This is a genomic window from Tunturiibacter psychrotolerans (assembly GCF_051013365.1).
In the GTDB taxonomy this organism is placed as follows: Bacteria; Acidobacteriota; Terriglobia; order Terriglobales; family Acidobacteriaceae; genus Edaphobacter; species Edaphobacter psychrotolerans_A.
In genome coordinates, this window is sequence record NZ_CP132941.1 from 1847200 (window position 1) to 1865144 (window position 17945).

Here is a 17945-nt window from a genome sequence, read left to right on the forward strand (position 1 = left end):
GCGGACATGTCTGCAAAGTACATCTTCGTAACTGGCGGAGTCGTGTCTTCGCTCGGCAAGGGTCTCGCCGCAGCCTCGATTGGCTGCCTGCTCGAAGCCCGTGGCATCAAGGTCAACCTCATGAAGTTTGACCCCTATCTCAACGTCGATCCCGGCACCATGTCGCCCTTCCAGCACGGCGAAGTCTTCGTCACCGACGACGGCGCGGAAACCGACCTCGACCTCGGCCACTACGAGCGCTTCACCCACGCCAGGCTCACCCGCGACAACAATCTCACCACTGGCCGCATCTACGAGCAGATCATCACCAAAGAGCGCCGCGGCGACTACCTCGGCAAGACCGTCCAGGTCATCCCCCACGTCACCAACGAGATCAAAAACGCCATGCGCAAAGTCGCGGCGGACTGCGAAGTAGCCATCGTCGAAATCGGCGGCACCGTTGGCGACATCGAATCACTTCCCTTCCTCGAAGCCATCCGCCAGATGCGCCAGGACCTCGGCCGCGAAAACACCTGCTTCGTCCACGTCACCCTCATCCCCTGGATCGCCGCCGCACAGGAGCTCAAAACCAAGCCCACCCAGCACTCCGTCAAGGAGATGCTCTCCATCGGCATCCAGCCCGACATCCTCCTCTGCCGCTCCGACCGCGCCGTCCCCCGCGAGATGCGCAACAAGATCGCCCTCTTCTGCAACGTCGAAGAGGCCGCCGTCATCGCCGCCCGCGACGTCCCCAGCATCTACGAGGTCCCCCTCACCTTCGCAGCCGAAGGCGTAGACACCCTCGCCCTCAAGTATCTTCGCATCGAGACCAAGGCCCCCGACCTCTCCCGCTGGCAGGACATCGTCCGCCGCGCCTACAATCCCAAAGACGAAGTCTCCATCGGCATCGTCGGCAAGTACGTCGAGTACGAAGACTCCTACAAGTCACTCAAAGAAGCCCTCGTCCACGGCGCCCTGGCCCACAACCTCAAGCTCCGCGTCACCTGGCTAGAAGCAGAAGGTCTCGAAGTCCCCGATTACGCCGAACAGCTCCGCAACTTCGACGGCATCCTCGTCCCCGGCGGTTTCGGCAAACGCGGCATCGAAGGCATGCTCAACGCCATCCGCTACGCCCGCGAAGAAGCCGTCCCCTACTTCGGCATCTGCCTCGGCATGCAGACCGCATGCATCGAGTACGCCCGCAACGTCTGCGGCCTCAAGGACGCTAACTCAGGCGAGTTCGACCCCGCCACCCCCTACCGCATCATCTACAAACTCCGCGAGCTCACCGGCGTCGAAGAGATGGGCGGCACCATGCGCCTCGGGGCATGGGACTGCGTCATGGAGCCCGACTCCCTCGCCGCCCACGCCTACGGCAAGACCGAGATCAGCGAGCGCCACCGCCATCGCTATGAGTTCAATCGCGAGTACGAAGCCATCCTTACCGGCGCCGGCCTTCGCCTCACCGGCACCACGCCCGACGCCACCTACGTCGAGATCGTAGAGATCCCCACGCACCCCTTCTTCCTCGGCTGCCAGTTCCATCCCGAGTTCAAATCCAAGCCGCTAGAGCCACACCCACTCTTCCGCGACTTCATCGCCGCCAGCTACCAGAACCGCCTAGCCATGCAACACGAGATCTCAACCTCCTCCAGCATGGAAGCTCTGTAACCAAAGCAACAGGCAGGGCGTCGAACCATTCGCAACCTCTCAGGGAGCGATATGGCACGACCCCTCTTAGTCTCATTCGTCGCCGGAGCATCCGGTCCCTGGCGCATCGATCGAATCGAAAGCGTCACCGGCGAGGGCCTTCCCTCAGCGGAAAGGCTCGACGTCATCGAAGGCTGCGAGTTCGACCCAATCGCACCCCGTTGGGCTCTCCATGGCGTAACCAGCAATACGCGATACACGAATCGTTCAGAAACCAAAGCTCTCCTCGCGAAGCAACAAGGCCTTCACCGTCCTCAGGCGACACGGGCAGCGCTCATCCCCATACGTAAAACATCAACCTGGTGGGATCTTCCTCAGGATGAACGCCACAGCATCTTCGAAGAACAATCCAGACACACCAGCATCGGCATGGAGTATCTCCCCGCGATCGCGCGCCGTCTCCATCACAGCCGCGACCTCGGAGAGCCCTTCGACTTCCTAACATGGTTTGAATACGCGCCCGAACACAGCAATATCTTCGAAGAACTCGTTTCCCGTCTTCGCGGAACCAGAGAATGGCAATACGTTGACTGCGAAGTCGACATTCGCCTCGTTCGCGCATAGGCAAAAATCCGCCAGCAAATAGACGCCCTCTCACAACAAGAGTTTGGTCCGTCTCCACCTTCTCTGTAGACTTGTCCCAACCATGCCTCTCTCTTTGCGAGTTGCTCTCCTCCTCAGCCTTTCGGCCTCTAGCGTCATAGCTCAAACCACCGCCGCCACCGACCCGGGCATCCGCACCATCCCAGACGCGAACAAAAACCTCACCGGCCGCGCTCCCCACGGCATCGACTGGAGCCCCGACGGCAAGCTCCTCACCTTCATCGTCGACGAGCCCGAAGCAACCACTCCTGGCAAAGCCGGCGACATCGTCCAGATTGACGCCGCAACCGGCCGCGCCAGCGTCCTCGCTACCGCCGAGCAGCTCAGCAAACTCACCTCCGCCGCCGTCAACGAAAAAGACGCAGACCACCGCTCTCGTTACGGCATGTCCGCCTACCTCTGGTCCGCCGACTCCAAACATCTCCTCATCGACAACGGCGGCCGCCTCTGGCTCTACGACATCGCCGCCGGAACCGGCACCCTCATCGTCGACACCCACGAAGGCTCCGGCGACGATCCCAAATTCTCCCCCGATGCCGCCAACGTCTCCTATCTCCACAATCACAACCTCTACATCCACCCCGTATCCGCCACCGGCAAAGAGACCGCCCTCACCCACGACACCACCGACACCCTCCTCAACGGCGAAGTCGACTGGGTCTACCTCGAAGAGCTCGACGTCCGCAGCAACTACTTCTGGTCGCCCGACTCCAAATCCATCGCCTACCTCCAGATGAACGAGGCCAAGGTCCCCCAGTACCCCATCACCGACTGGATCCCCACCCACGCCACCATCGACAACCAGCGCTACCCGCAACCCGGCGACCCCAACCCCGCCGTCCGCGTCGGTATCGTCTCCACCAAAGGCGGCAAGACCAAATTCATCGAAGTCCCCTTCAGCCCCAACAACGACTACATCCCCCGCTTCGGTTGGGTCGACGCCAACACCGTCTACATCGAAGTCCTCACCCGCGACCAGCAGCACCTCAACCTATACTTCGCCGACGCAAAATCCGGCAAAACCCGCCTCGTCTACACCGACACCGACGCCAAATACCTAGACTTCAGCACCGACCTCAATATCCTCCCCGGCGGACGCTTCCTCATCAGCAGCTGGCGCGACGGCCACGTTCACCTCTACCTCTACAGCTACGACGAACACCATCCCCTCGCCGCCGACGCCACACTCACCCGCCAGCTAACCCAGGGCGACTACGAGGTCGAAACCGTCGACAGCATCGACCCGAAATCCAACACCGTCTTCTACGCCTCGAACGAAGGCTCCCCCCTCGAAGACAATCTCTGGTCCATCAAACTCGACGGCACCGCGAAGCAACAGCTCACCACCGGCCGCGGCACTCACGGCACCAGCACCTCGCCCGACGGCGTCCACTTCACCGACTTCTACAGCGACGCCACCACCCCGCCAGTCCTCAGCCTCTGCACCATCAGCCAAAACTGCACTCCCATCTGGAAGTCCAAGCCCGTCGCCCGCGCAACCGGCGTCACCAGTTCCATCGTCACCGTCACCGCCGCCGACGGAAAGACCAAACTCTACGGCCGCCTTACCACCCCAGCCGCCACCACCCCAGCAACCGTCCCCCTCATCCTCAACCCATACAACGGCCCCACTCCCGTCAGCAGCATCCGCAACTCGTGGGGCGGATCTCAGATCTTCAACGAACTCCTCGCCCAACACGGCTTCGCAGTCCTCGACATCGACACCCGCGGCAGCGGAGGCCGTGGCCGCGACTTCCAGCAGGCCGCCTATCGCAACTTCGGCCCCGTCCAATTCTCCGACCAGATGGCCGCACTCGACCAGATCCTCGCCCAATACCCGCAGCTAGACTCCAAACGCATCGGCTGGTGGGGCTGGAGCTGGGGCGGCTACTTCACCCTCTACTCCATGACCCACACCGACCGCATCCTCGCCGGCGTAGCCGTAGCCCCCGTCACCGACTGGCGCAACTACGACTCCATCTACACCGAACGCTACCTCGGCCTTCCTTCCACAAACGCAACGCCAGACCCGAACAACATCTACGCCATTGACTCACCCATCACCGATGCCGCCAAGCTCAAAGGCCGAATCCTCATCGCGCAAGGCACCGGCGACGACAACGTCCACATGGCCAACACCATCCAATTCATTCAACCCCTCATCGACGCCGGAATCCCTTACGACCTCCAGCTCTTCCCCCGCAAAACCCACTCCATCGCCGGCCCCACCGCGCGCGACGAACTCTTCAGCCGCATCCTCTGGCACTTCGAAACCTACCTCAAGCCTTAACTCAACCCAACCGCAACCGATCGTAGCGACATCTGTAGCTGCGATTGGTTGCAGTTGCCTCTGTGATCGCGGCCATCTAATTTGTCGTCATCCTGAGCGCAGCGAAGGATCCCTGTATTTGCATTCGTAGTTGCGCTTGCATTTGCCGTTGCACTTGCCTTTCTTTCTGTCATCCCCGAAGGGGATCTGCTGTTGTTTAGTTTTAGGCCGTCATTCCGAGCGCAGCGACTCACCTCCACCAGCCCGCCTCGCGAAGTAGTAGCATCCAAACAACAATGACTACCCAATACGGTTCATACGGCTCAGGTCGCAGATCTTCCGGAACGTTCTTCGTCGTCCTGCTCTCGCTCATCCTCGGAGCCGCCGCATTGGCCGTATTCATCCGTCACGCCACCTCCGGCGTCTTAGCCCGCATCGCCACCGCCATCACCGGCCGCACCGCCACCTTCGACACCTCAGTCCCCGCAGTCGTCCAACGCATCCAGCGCCTCAGCCGCCTCGAAACCGTCGTCTACTCCATCGACACCGTCGTCGAAGGCTCGAAATCCAGCGCCGTCCTGCCCGATCTCCTCGCCGGCGACCGTCTCCTCCTCGTAGTCCACGGCCAATCCATCGCAGGCATCGATCTCGCGCAACTCAAGCCCGAAGACGTCCGCATCGACAACAACGGACAATCCATCCACGTCACCCTGCCCGCCTCGCAGCTCTTCGCCACCACACTCGACAACCAGCACACCCGCGTCTACGCTCGCTCCACCGGCCTGCTCGTTCCCGCCGACCAGAACCTCGAATCCGACACCCGCGCCAAAGCCGAGCAGCAACTCCAACAGTCCGCACTCGCCGACGGCATCCTCGACACCGCCCGCAAGAACGCCCGCGCCACCGTAACAACTCTTCTCTACAGCCTCGGCTTCCATCAAGTCGACGTTACCTAAGACTACCCATTTCACCGAACCCTAACCTCACGCGCGGCAACCTTATCAGCCGCATTGCGTCCAACTGTTCAATGCCACTGAAGCAGTACCTCTCGAACTTCGGTTCTCCCAACCTCGTTCAAACCTGCGCTAAAATTCAAAGCATGATGTTCCGCTCTAAACCTCGGACTGAAGACACCACCGAGGAGATCCCCACCACCGCCGCGCTCCCATTCCCCAGCCTCGAACGCAACGGAAAAAACGGGGAGGAAGACCAGGAGACCGCTCTCATCAAGACGGTTGGCTGGATCTCCGCCGGTCTAGGCGCCGTTGCTCTCGGTCTATTCGTTGGCCGCGAACTCCGCCAGCGCTACAAGTTCAACCGCCGCACCCCCTACGACTTCTACGCACACTCGGGCGACGAGCAGGACATGGACACCGGCCTCGGCATCTAGCTGCTTTACTCTAAAAAATTGAAAAGATAAGTCCTGCCGACGGCCCACTACGCGTGGAGCGGTCACTTCGTGACTTTTGTACCGGTCGAGGCACTGCGAGATGCATCGGGCCTCGCGTTGCTCAGCTCTTGACCCCGACCAACGGGAGGACAAAGCAGCCGATCAACCAAGAAAAGGTAAACACGCCACGAAGTGGCCGCCCGCCGCGCAGGCGGCCCGTCCGGCAGGACCCCCTCCGTCATTTATCATCGACCTCGACATGAAAATAGCTTTCCTCTTCCCCGGCCAAGGATCGCAATCCGTAGGCATGGGCCGCGATCTCTACGACAACTTCCCCACCGCCCGCGCCATCTTCGACGAAGCAGACGAAGCCCTCGGCTTCCCTCTCTCCAAGCTCATCTTCGAAGGCCCTGAAGACCAGCTCAAACTCACCGAGCACACCCAGCCCGCCATCCTCACCGTCTCGGTCGCCGCCGCCCGCATTCTTGCAGAAAAAGGCATCCCCGGCCCCGCCTTAGCCGCAGGCCACTCCCTCGGCGAGTACTCCGCCCACGTCGCCGCCGGCACCCTCACCTTCGCCGACGCCGTCCGCACCGTCCGCTCCCGCGGTCAATTCATGCAGCAAGCCGTCCCCGCCGGACAAGGCGCCATGGCCGCCATCCTCGGCCTCTCCTCAACCCTCATCGCCGAGGTCTGCTCCCAGGTCACCGACCAGCTCACCCCGCTCCCCACCATGCCCGACGCCAAAACCTTCAACGCAGCTCTGGCCGTCGTCTCCCCCGCCAATCTCAACTCCCCCGACCAGACCGTCATCTCCGGAGCCGAAGGAGCCGTTCATCTCGCCGCCGACCTCTGCAAAGCTGCCGGAGCCAAGCGCACCGTAATCCTTCAGGTCAGCGCACCCTTCCACTGCGCCCTCATGCAGCCCGCGCAGGACGCCCTAGCCACCACCCTCGAAGCCGTCACTTTCCACGACCCGGCCTTCCCCATCGCCGCCAACGTCGACGCCCGCCTCCTCACCCGCCGCGCCGAAGTCCCCGACTGCCTCATCCGTCAGGTCACCGGCGCCGTCCGCTGGGTCGAGTGCATCCAGCTCCTCATCGCCGAAGGCACCACCCACTTCATCGAAGTAGGCCCCGGCAAAGTCCTCTCCGGCCTAATGCGCCAAATCGACCGCACTCAAAAAACCTCCAACGTAGAAGACTCCGCCTCCTTAGAAAAAACACTCGCGTCTCTTTCCTGAAACACTTTCCTCGCGAACCACCATGAACCGTGGCGTCAGATCCGCGAGGCGTTTGATTGTAAATTCTTTCATAACGGAGCACGCCCGATGCGTTCGATTGTTCTTGCAGTCTCTTTTCTTCTTATCGCTTTTGTTGCAGCCGCGCACACCCAAGATATTCCGGTGGCTGCATCCGGAAACCAGCGTTTTCACTTCACTGAGAAGCCCGGACCAGATGCCGTGGGACTGAAGGTTGTGGAGCAGTATGATTTCTCGCGCAGCTATCGTTCTGTCACCGATGAATTGGGCAAGCCGTATCAAGGAGAACGCGCGCGACCATTGCAGACGTTGATCTGGTACCCGGCCCAAAAGAGCAGCGGCAAACCGATGATGGTCGGAGATTACAGCGACCTGCTGGCTACGGAGACCAGCTTTGGGAGACCCGAACTCTCGCCCGATTGGAAGCAGTGGATCGACGGCATGAAGCCTACGCTGAAGGATTCAATGTGGGCGGTGCGCAACGCTCCGCTGCTGGCGGGACGATTTCCAGTAGTGATCTATGCGCCAAGTCTTTCTTCGATGTCTTGGGAGAACGCGGACTTATGCGAGTACCTGGCGAGCCACGGCTATGTGGTGGTGGCGAGCCCCGATATGGGTACGACATCTCGGGATATGACCAGCGACCTTGGCGGTATCAATGCGCAGGCGCAGGATATCTCGTTTCTGATTGGGTACGCGCAGACGCTTCCGGATACGGAGATGTCGGAGATTGCGGTGGCAGGGTTTAGCTGGGGTGGGATCTCAAATCTGTTTGCGGCGGCGCGCGACAACCGCATTGATGCGCTGGTAGCGCTCGACGGCAGCATGCGCTATTTCCCGGGGCTGGTGAAGGCGGCGACCGATGTGCATCCGGAGCAAATGACGATACCGATGCTGTTCTTTACACAGGGACCGACCTCGCTGGAGAAGCTGGCGCGACACTCCATCAGCAAAGACACCGAAGGTCCTAACGTGCTAAATGCGTGGACGCACGGGGATCTCATTACGGTTGACGACATGGCGCTTGTACACACGGAGCACAGCTCGATGTACCAGCGAAATGAGGATATATGGAAGGACTATCCGAGCAGTCGCAAAGCGGATTACTTGCGCGCGGATGGGATTGTCGGCTATGCCTGGGTAGCGCGCTACACGCTGGAGTTCCTGGATGCGTATCTCAAGCACGATACGCAGGCGATCGCCTTCCTGAAGAAGGCGCCCGCGGATGTGGGCGTTCCGCCGCACATGATGACAGTGGACTTTCGCGCGGGCAAAGGGATACCGGCTACTCTCGATGCGTTCCGCGCTGAGTTGGGACGGCAGGGCTTCGATCATGCTCCGGCGATCTATGCCGTGATGCTGAAGGACCAGCCGGATTTTAAGCTGGATGAGGACGCAGTGATCCGGTGGGCGTACGACCTGATGGAGCAGAATCACCTGTCTGAGGCAACCGACCTTTTCAAGTTGGACGTGCAAGTATTTCCGGGTTCGTGGAACGGCTATGACAGCTTGGGCGAGGCGTACATGAAGGCCGGGCAGAAGCAGTTGGCAATCGACAGCTACAAGAAGTCCCTGGAACTGAACCCGGCGAATGACGATGCCAAAGAGAAGCTGCAGGTGCTGGAGACCGCACCTGCGCACTGACCATTTCAAATGGTAGAGACTCCAGTTCCTCCAGCGTCGGCAGGATATCGGAAGTGACCCGTTGTGCCCGAAAAGTCAGGTTTTCGTTAGCTTCATTGTTAGGCGATAAGCTTCGTCTCAAGCACCTAAAGAATCCATGCCAAAGCGGCCATTCTTCTCCGCTAGCCTCACCGCACAAGATTTCGCCTCTTGGTATTGGCTCAAGGAGGAACTGGTCGCCTTCTGCCGCGAGCATCAGATCTCCCCCTCCGGCTCCAAGCTCCAACTACAGTCCAGAATCACGGACTATCTAAGCGGAAAAAACCCCGTCACGCGCCCCACCCCAAAGCGCACCTCAACAAAAATGCCCACCCACTTCACCATGGACACGATCATCGGAGAAGGCTGGCGCTGCAATCCCTCCCTTGGAGCCTTCTTCAAACAGACCCTCGGCCCCGGCTTCCACTTCAACGCCCCCACCCGCGACTTCATCCACACCAAACCCGGCAAAACCCTCGCCGACGCAGCCATCTGCTACCAGACAAGCGTCTGCCCCGGCGCAAAGAAAACGCGTATCCCGCAACAGCTCGGATACAACCAGCACTTCCGGGACTTCTTCCGCGACAACCCCGGCTCCTCACGCCAGCAAGCCATCGACGCATGGTGGATCAAACGAGACAAACGCAAAGATACACTCGAACCCCCTCAGGGCGAAGAATAGCTTCCAGCATTTTGACAACAGAAAAAAGGAAGCTCCATCCTCTCCGCGCCAATCCTCGCGCCGTCCTGAAATCTTCTAAGATAGGACGAAGACGAAGAACCATCTCCTGAGACACGAAGAGGAATCACGGTGCAAATCAACGACAAAGTAGAAAACTTCACCCTCCAAAATCAAGACGGCAAAGAAGTCTCCCTCACCGACTTCAAGGGCAAGCCCGTAGTCCTCTTCTTCTACCCCCGCGCCGACACCCCAGGCTGCACCATCGAATCCTGCGGCTTCCGCGACGCCTTCGAAAAATTCCAGAAGCAAGGCATCGTAGTCCTCGGCATCTCCCGCGACACCGTCAAAGACCAGAAGAAATTCAAAGACAAGTACGACCTCCCCTACGACCTCCTCGCCGACCCCGATATGGAGCTCATCAACCGCTACGACCTCGTGAAGCCCAAGAACATGTACGGCAAGCTAGTCAAAGGCGTAAAGCGCACCACCTACCTCATCGGTCCCGACCAGCGCCTCATCCACATCTTCGACGAAGTCAAACCCGAAGGCCACGCCGAAGAAGTCCTCGCGCTCCTAAAAGCTCACGCAAAAAAATAACCTCATCGCAACAGCAACCAACCACGACCCCGCATCGAACCAGCAGAGACCCTCATCGATGAACGCCTACCAGGTACGCTTCAAAACCCATCCCGACCCCACCCACCCCGGCGGAATCATCATGCAGTACGAACGCGTCGGCGACATCACCCACGAAGCCAGCCCCCTGCGAGTCACCTACCCCGACAAGGTAAAACTCCAGGGAGCCTTCCTCAAAGCCGGCCTCTACCTCCACTCCTTCGGAAAATCCGACCCCGGCGGAGACGTCATGCCCGACCCCAATCAGGACTACGAAGTCACCGATCAAATGATGCGGGACCTCGGCTTCGAAATACCCGCCTGATCGAACAAGCCTCTGCCGCACTCAAATCAAACAGTCGAAATTTGATTTTCCCCAAAGAATGCACATTCCGTAATCCCTCGTTCACATCTCTTTGATCGGAGGTTAATCGGCTGCCCTAAAACTTAGGGCTATGCGAAAAAAAAGATTTTCTTCTGCATTGAACCTCACGGCGGCCTTCCTGTTTCTCTTCCTGTGCTCCCATCTGAATGCTCAGTATGAAAACGGCAGCCTCGTAGGAACCATCCATGATGCATCAGGAGCCGGCGTCTCCGGTGCCTCTATCACCATCACCAACAACGCAACCGGTATCACCGCAAAAGCCACCTCCAACGGCTCCGGCGACTACGAAGTTCCCTCCCTCCGCGTAGGTGTCTACACCATCTCCGCTAGTGCTCCCGGCTTTGCGAATGCAGCCGCAGACAACATCACCATCTCCGTCGGCGTACGCGAGCGCATCGACCTCTCCCTCCAGGTGGGCTCTACCCAAACCACAGTCGAAGTCTCCGACGTCGCCCTCCAGATCGAAACCGAGACCAGCCAGCGCGGCCAGACCATCACGCAATATCAGAGCGAGGCCTTCCCGCTCGTCTCCCGCAACTACTCTGACCTCCTCGGCCTCGTCACCGGCTCCCGCCAGGCTCCCACCGCCGCCACCACCAGCTCCATCAACTCCCTCGTCCGCGCCGGAGCCTACAACATCAACGGCCAGCGCAGCATGTTCAACAACTTCCTCCTCGACGGCATGGACAACAACGCCTACGGCGAGAGCAACCAGGGCTTCGACAACCAGATCATCGCCATCCCGCCTGACTCCGTAGCCCAGTTCCAGATCGTCACCAACAACGAGAGCGCAGAGTACGGCCGCTCCTCCGGCGCCACCATCAACGTCGCCTCCGCCAGCGGAACCAACAAATTCCACGCCACCGTCTACGAGTTCATCCGCAACACCGACCTCAACGCCGCCGGCTACTTCAAGCCAACCCTCATCGGCAGCAGCGGAAACGTCGTCCCCTTCCAGAAGCCGACCTTCAACCGCAACCAGTTCGGCGTCAACTTCGGCGGTCCCATCCTCAAGGACAAGCTCTTCTACTTCGTCGACTACGAGGGCTTCCGCCAGGTCCTCAAGCCCCTCAGCGTCAACACCGTCCCCACCACCAACGAACTCAACGGCAAGCTCGTCGTAGCAGTACAAAACCCACTCACCGGCCAGGTTTATCCCGCCGGCACTCCCATCCCAGCCGCCGCCATCAACCCCGTCTCGCAGCAGATCATCAACTACTTCAAGCTGATCCCCACCCAGGGCACAGGCCTCGCCTCCACCGGCCTCGCGCAGGATAACTTCGCGACTCAGGTCCCCTTCACCGACAACTCCGATAAGGGCGATCTCCGTCTCGACTATCAGCAAAACCCCAACAGCTCGTGGTTCCTCCGCGTCAGCGACCGCAAAGAGACCGGCTTCAACGCTCCCGTCTTCCCGCTTCCTCTCGACGGCCAGACCAACGGCACCATCCGCGTCCTAGACCAGCAGATAGCCCTTGGCTATACCCACCTCATCGGCGCCAACAAGGTCGTCGATGCGCGCATCGGCCTCTCCAAAACCAAAGCCGGCAAGTTCTCCCCCTCCATCGGCGACAACGCCATCACCTTACCCGGCCTCCCTTCTGATCCCACCGTCTCCGGCGGCCTTCCCTCCACCAGCATCGGTGGCGGCTTCACCGCCTTCGGTCGGCAGAGCACCAACCCCCAGTGGCAGAACCCCTCCCTGCTCGATCCCAAGGTCAACTTCACCTGGATCAAAGGCCGTCACTCCCTCAAGTTCGGCTATGAGTACGAGCACATCTGGATGGCCGTCAACGATAACAACCCGCTCTATGGCTCCTTCAGCTACTCAGGCGGCTTCAGCCTCTGCCCCAGCACTACCGTCAACGGAGTCAAAACCGCGACCAACCCCAACTGCCCCAACATCAGCGGCGCGGTCACCGACAACTACTGGGCCGACTTCCTCTTCGGCACCACCAACAACTACTCTCTCGCCAACCTCTTCGTCGCCCACCTCCGCCAGTCCTTACAAAGCGTCTACGCGCAGGACGACTACAAAGTCGATCCCAAGCTGACCCTCAACCTCGGCCTTCGTTGGGAGTACGGCTCGCCCTACTCTGAGCAGCACAACTACATCTCCAACTTCGATCCCATCACTCAGACGGTCCTAACGCTCAGCCCCGGCGCAGTCGCAGGCAACGGCATCACCCCAACCTCCGGCAGCGGCGTCTACGGCAACACGCTCGTCAACCCTGACCTCAACGACTTCGCCCCACGCCTCGGCTTTGCCTACGCAGCCACTCCGCGCACCTCCATCCGCGGCGGCTACGGCACCAGCTACGTCCACTACACCCGCGCGGGCTCAGGCGACATCCTCGCCATCAACGCCCCGCAGGCCCAGTTCGTCTCTGTCACCCAGAAGACACCATCCACCACCAATCACTGCCCCGTCGGCGGAGCCGCTGCAAGCTGCTACGTCACCACCGACCAGGGCTTCCCCACCGGCATCGCCACTACCTTCAACAAGGCCACGGACAACATCACCTGGGTCCCCAAGAACACCCGCGACAGCTACGTCCAGAGCTACTTCCTCAGCGTGCAGCAGGAGCTACACAAGAACACGCTCCTCGACATCGCCTACGTCGGCAACCACGGCAGCAAGCTCCAGGGTTTCCTCAACGGCAACCAGATCAACCCCTCCGCTGGCTTCACTCGCCCTTACGGCAACTGGCCCAGCGACATCACCACAGCCCTCAACGAGTTCTACTCGCACTATGACGCCCTTCAGGTTCGTTACGAGCAGCGCTTCGTCGCCGGCCTCACCCTCCTCAACTCCTTCACCTGGTCGCACTCGCTCGACAACGCCAGTGCCTCCCTCGAAGGCAACAGCCCCTCACCGCAGGACGCCAACAACATCAAGGCCGACTACGCACAGTCGGACTACAACCTGCCCATCAGCAACGTCACCAGCCTCGTCTACGATCTTCCCTTCGGACGTGGCCGCCACTTCATGAACACCGCCAACGGCTTCGCCGACACCGTCCTCGGCGGCTGGCAGATCAGCGCCATCAACACCATGCAGGCCGGCACCGTCTTCAACGTCGGCTACTCACCCAACTCCGCCAACGCCGTCTCCCCTCAGATCCCCGCAACCTATCGCGGTGCGAATGAGTATCGTCCCAACATCGTCCCCGGCCAGAAAGCCATCAAGAAAACCAAGCTGAGCAGCGGCTACATTCAGTACATCAATCTCGCCGCCTTCACCTTGCCGGAGACCAAAGACGGCAGCGGAAATCTCGTCAGCCCCTTCGGCAACGCCTCACGCAACCCAGGTCGTTCGCCGGCTCTCTACCAGACCGACGTAGCCCTCAACAAAACCTTCACCACTCCACTTGAGAGTCTGCGCGTCCAGTTCCGCGCCGAATCCTACAACCTCTTCAACCACACAAACTTCTACATCCCCGGCAGCGGTCTCACGGGTACGCTCAGTACACCGGCCACCGCCACTGCACCAGCCAGCCTCAACAACCCAACCGGAGGCGGCCAGATCACCAGCACCTTCGAGCCTCGCATCTTCCAGTTCGGCCTGAAGATCCTCTACTAACCCAAACCCGCATCAACGCAATACAAAAGCCCTGCGCCAACCAGCGCAGGGCTTTTTTTTCAGCTACAGCCGGGTGCCTGATATCTCGATTCTGAGATGTGGGCATCGTCCGAAGGACGACCGTCGTCCCCTGAACCCACAATCCCATCAGTCGCAAGAACCCAACCCGAAAAGCCCTAAGGCTTCGGAGTCCAGAAGTCCGGCTCTGCCTGTACAAGCGCCGGTGGTGGATAACTCATCTTCGGTGCGATCCTGAACAGATTGTTCGTTCGCGTCACGACACACGAAGCTTCCAGCGCCTCCAGCTTCTTCAACCCGTCTGGCCCCAACGCCGCAATGAACTTTGAATCCTTGGCGAAGTCCGCGTCAATCTCCTCGCCCGACCTCAGCGTCGTAATCACCAGGAACGCGGTCTCCCCGCCATAAAGCATCTCGTAGGTACCCCAGTGTGCATCGGGAGCCCCCTTCTTATAACCATCGATCACCAGCTTTACCAGCTCGTCCCACTCACTCACGTGACCAGGGCGAACGACAAACTGGCTGATCGATTCATAGCGAGCCCCAACCCGAAATCCCTGATTAAAACTAAGATCGTCCCTTCGCATCCACATGCTGGAGTTCGTCTCCGCAAGCAGATCGCCGTCGGCTTCATTCGCGCGATCAAGCTCAGCCGAAAGAGAGGCGTTCCCATTCACCTTCTTGCGCTCCGCCTCAATCGCCGCGAAGCTCGGATAGGCGCTCATAAACAGCACCCTCGGCCGCCCCGAAAGAGAGGACAACGCATAGTAGTAGTCCGTAGCCTTCGCCCCGGCCATGGCCTGTGCAAACGCAGCCTCGCTTTTTTCGTGGGCTGCACCTTCCTTGCCCGGCTTGGTGAACTCTCGCTGAATCGTCAAGATCTTCTGACTCGCAATCGTCTTATCCTGCGCCGAGACCCTAAGAGTCACGCCGCCTACAAAACCAACAAGCAACAGAGGGAGCACAGCAAAGCGAAAATCAATTGGCATCTTCATACAGTTTTCTCCTGGATCGAACGTAAGAGAAACGAAAGAGCAAGCAGCCGACAAACTCGCCAATTTCTTATGCGGATAGGTCGAGTGCAGGGCGGGCACGCAGGCATGGGCGACCATCAACAGCCCGAGTGCCCGGGAACGAGTATTCCCGGATCACCGAAAACGAATGGAAATGATTCGCGCAATAGTAGGTACTTGAACTCCACAAATCAAACAAATTCTGCAACTTGCAAAAAGATGCGGAGAGCCTCCCCAGACCCGCTCTCCACTCGCAGGGCACATCGATTCACGGAAACTCAAGCCCATCAATAGTTGCCCTTCAGTCGTTGCTGTTGCCATCGCTCTTGCCGTTGTCGCAGTTGCCATTGCTCTTGCGGTTGTCGCAGTCGTCGATACCGCCCGATCCCAGCGCTTCAAAAACCCCACACCCTTGAATCGGACCAAACCCCTAACTCCTCTTGAATCGTCATCTCGACCGAAGTCGCGCAGTCTCATCGCGCGACGCAGTGGAGAGACCCCCCTATTTCGTCTTTGTCTTTGTCTTTGTCGTTGTCGTTGCCTTTGCCTTTGCCGTTGCCGTTGCCGTTGAAAAATCCAGGCACCCAGCCTCAATCCCCGCCTCCCTATAATGGAATCAGCGAATCGCGCAGGCATGACACAAACTCAACTAGCCACCTCCACCCTCCTCGCCGCGGCAGCCGCCGCTGCAGGAACCCTCACCTACGCCGCCCTCTCGGCGCAGTCCCAACTCTTTGGCAAACTCCTCATCGCCCCCCCCAACCCCAACGAAATCGCCCTCACCTACGACGACGGCCCCAACGACATCGCCACCGAACGTCTCCTCGAAGTCCTCGCCCGCAACAACACTCGCGCCACCTTCTTCCTCATCGGCCGCTACGTTCAGCAACGTCCCGCCATCGCTCGCGCCATCGCAGCCGCCGGACACCTCATCGGCAACCACACCATGACCCACCCCTGGCTCGCCTGGCAATCCGCCAACCGCATCCGCGAAGAACTCACAAGCTGCAACGCCGCAATCGAAGACACCCTCGGCACTCCCGTCCGCTACTTCCGCGCCCCCCACGGCGCACGCCGTCCCGCAGTCTTTCGCATCGCGCACGAGCTAGGCCTCACCCCCGTCCAATGGAATCTCCTCCCCGGCGACTGGAAGCCCATCTCCGCCCGCGAGATCGCAGACCGCACCCTCAGCGGAATTATCCGCAACCAGCGCCAAAATCGCTCATCCAATATCGTGCTGCACGACGGCGGACAGTCCGGTCTCGGCCAACCTCGCCTGCCAAGCGTCGAAGCCACATCCCTGATTCTTCAGCACTATAAAAATCGACCGGAGATCCGGTTCGTCACAGTCGATTCCTGGAACTAATTTCCACTCTTTGATTTGGAACTGACCCCACCCCGATCCCGTACTATGTAGCATCACCCAAAGGAACCCCGATGAGCACAACCGCCAACCCAACCGCGGCACAGCAGAATCCCGTCATCGATCCCGAACTCCCCGCGCCATTATCCATGGGCGACGTCCTGCGCGTCCCCATGATGCGCCGTCTCTGGTACGCCCAGATCATCTCCGTCTTCGGCGACTTCCTCGCTCTCTTCGCCGTCATCAACGTCATCACCTTCAAGCTGCACGCCAACGCGCAACAGGTCACCGGCGTCCAGATCGCCTACATGCTTCCCATCGCCGTGCTCGGCATCCTCGCCGGAGTCTTCGTCGACCGCTGGCCTCTCAAGCCCACCATGGTCTCAAGCGACTCCATCCGCGCCTGCCTCTGCCTCCTGTTAATCTTCGCCACGCAGATCTGGCACTTCTACGCGATCCTCGCCGCCATCAGCGTCATCTCCAGCTTCTTCGGCCCGGCCCAGGGAGTCGCCATCCGCTCCGCCGTCCCTCTGCACGGCCTCCGCTCCGCCAACGCGCTCATGCAGCAGGTCATGTTCGGCATGCGCATCATCGGCCCTGCCATCGCCGGCCTCATGGTCTCCTACCTCGGCGCCGTCAGCTGCTACGCCTTCGACTCCGTCAGCTTCGTCGGCTCCGCCCTGCTCATTGCCTCCGTCACCTTTCTTGCCCCCGGACCAAAAGCCACCACGCCAGTACCCAATGCCGCAGGCAACTCCGCAATCGGCAAAGTATGGCTCGACATGAAGCAGGGCATCAATTTCATCATGCACCACGCCGCTCTCTTGTTCACCATCCTCGCCATGGCAGCAGGCATGTTCGTCCTCGGCTGCTTCGGCCCCCTCATCGCAATATACGTGCGCGACTCCCTCCACGCCTCCACAAAATCCTTCGCCATCGCCTCAGCCATGATCGGCCTCGGAATGCTGATCGGCATCAACGGCCTCAACACCTTCGGCAAAAAGCTGAAGGACACAGTCCTCGTCTACTCCGGCCTCTGCGGCATCGCCGTCGGTCTCGTCATCCTCACAGCCCTGCCACACCTGTGGTCGACAATCTTAGGCAACCTCATCATCGGCTTCTCCGTGGCAGGCATCATCGTCCCCTCGCAAACCCTCTTCCAAAAAGCCACCCCACCCGAGCTGATGGGCCGCGTAGGTTCCACCTTCATGTCCATCATCTTCACCGCCCAGATTTCAGGCCTCGTCCTCTCCGGCTTCCTCTCGCGATACATCGGCGTCCGTCAAGTCTTCGCCCTCTGCGCCGCGATGCTGCTAATCCTCATGGCCGTCGGAAAGATCTGGATGGAACCAAAGCCCGCAGCCACGCAGCCTGCCTGACCTCACATTCAGGCAGGTGCAACTTGCCAAAGT

14 protein-coding genes are annotated in these 17945 nt (G+C 60.0%); 13 read left to right on the forward strand and 1 reads right to left on the reverse strand.

Annotated elements, in window-relative coordinates; all coding sequences use genetic code 11:
* Positions 1-6: 6 nt before the first annotated feature.
* From RBB76_RS07745 to RBB76_RS07795, 11 genes are all read left to right on the forward strand, one after another.
* The gene (locus RBB76_RS07745) at positions 7-1650 is read left to right on the forward strand and encodes a CTP synthase (RefSeq protein WP_429627995.1); all 1644 of its coding nucleotides are present in this window, start codon (positions 7-9) and stop codon (positions 1648-1650) included.
* 51 nt (positions 1651-1701) lie between these two features.
* A complete protein-coding gene (locus RBB76_RS07750) occupies positions 1702-2253 on the forward strand; it encodes a chlorite dismutase family protein (RefSeq protein WP_429627994.1) in 552 nt (183 codons plus the stop codon).
* An 82-nt stretch (positions 2254-2335) separates the two neighbouring features.
* Complete coding sequence (locus RBB76_RS07755) at positions 2336-4582, forward strand: DPP IV N-terminal domain-containing protein (protein ID WP_429627993.1); 2247 nt, start codon at positions 2336-2338, stop codon at positions 4580-4582.
* Positions 4583-4857: 275 nt separating this feature from the next.
* Complete coding sequence (locus tag RBB76_RS07760; RefSeq protein WP_429627992.1) at positions 4858-5517, forward strand: DUF4230 domain-containing protein; 660 nt, start codon at positions 4858-4860, stop codon at positions 5515-5517.
* Positions 5518-5660: 143 nt separating this feature from the next.
* Positions 5661-5951 carry a hypothetical protein gene (locus RBB76_RS07765; RefSeq protein WP_429627991.1) on the forward strand — a complete coding sequence of 97 codons (291 nt, stop codon included), beginning with the start codon at positions 5661-5663 and terminating at the stop codon, positions 5949-5951.
* A 307-nt stretch (positions 5952-6258) separates the two neighbouring features.
* Positions 6259-7194 (forward strand): ACP S-malonyltransferase, encoded by a 936-nt coding sequence (gene fabD / locus RBB76_RS07770; protein ID WP_429628892.1) that lies wholly within the window; start codon positions 6259-6261, stop codon positions 7192-7194.
* Positions 7195-7281: 87 nt separating this feature from the next.
* The gene (locus RBB76_RS07775) at positions 7282-8856 is read left to right on the forward strand and encodes a tetratricopeptide repeat protein (RefSeq protein ID WP_429627990.1); all 1575 of its coding nucleotides are present in this window, start codon (positions 7282-7284) and stop codon (positions 8854-8856) included.
* A gap of 136 nt (positions 8857-8992) precedes the next feature.
* Positions 8993-9556: a DUF6434 domain-containing protein gene (locus tag RBB76_RS07780; RefSeq protein ID WP_429627989.1), complete on the forward strand. Its 564-nt coding sequence runs from the start codon at positions 8993-8995 to the stop codon at positions 9554-9556.
* A gap of 129 nt (positions 9557-9685) precedes the next feature.
* Positions 9686-10153: a thioredoxin-dependent thiol peroxidase gene (gene bcp / locus RBB76_RS07785; protein WP_429627988.1), complete on the forward strand. Its 468-nt coding sequence runs from the start codon at positions 9686-9688 to the stop codon at positions 10151-10153.
* A 58-nt stretch (positions 10154-10211) separates the two neighbouring features.
* Positions 10212-10496, forward strand: coding sequence for a hypothetical protein (locus RBB76_RS07790; protein ID WP_429627987.1), 285 nt, complete (start codon positions 10212-10214; stop codon positions 10494-10496).
* 157 nt (positions 10497-10653) lie between these two features.
* A complete protein-coding gene (locus tag RBB76_RS07795; RefSeq protein WP_429627986.1) occupies positions 10654-14139 on the forward strand; it encodes a TonB-dependent receptor domain-containing protein in 3486 nt (1161 codons plus the stop codon).
* Between the two features lie 176 nt (positions 14140-14315).
* Here RBB76_RS07795 and RBB76_RS07800 read toward each other — a convergent pair whose 3' ends face one another.
* The gene (locus RBB76_RS07800) at positions 14316-15152 is read right to left on the reverse strand and encodes a hypothetical protein (RefSeq protein ID WP_429627985.1); all 837 of its coding nucleotides are present in this window, start codon (positions 15150-15152) and stop codon (positions 14316-14318) included.
* Between the two features lie 652 nt (positions 15153-15804).
* Between RBB76_RS07800 and RBB76_RS07805 the strand changes: the two genes are divergently transcribed.
* Positions 15805-16536 carry a polysaccharide deacetylase family protein gene (locus tag RBB76_RS07805; protein ID WP_429627984.1) on the forward strand — a complete coding sequence of 244 codons (732 nt, stop codon included), beginning with the start codon at positions 15805-15807 and terminating at the stop codon, positions 16534-16536.
* Positions 16537-16607: 71 nt separating this feature from the next.
* Positions 16608-17912: an MFS transporter gene (locus RBB76_RS07810; protein ID WP_429627983.1), complete on the forward strand. Its 1305-nt coding sequence runs from the start codon at positions 16608-16610 to the stop codon at positions 17910-17912.
* Positions 17913-17945: the final 33 nt, after the last annotated feature.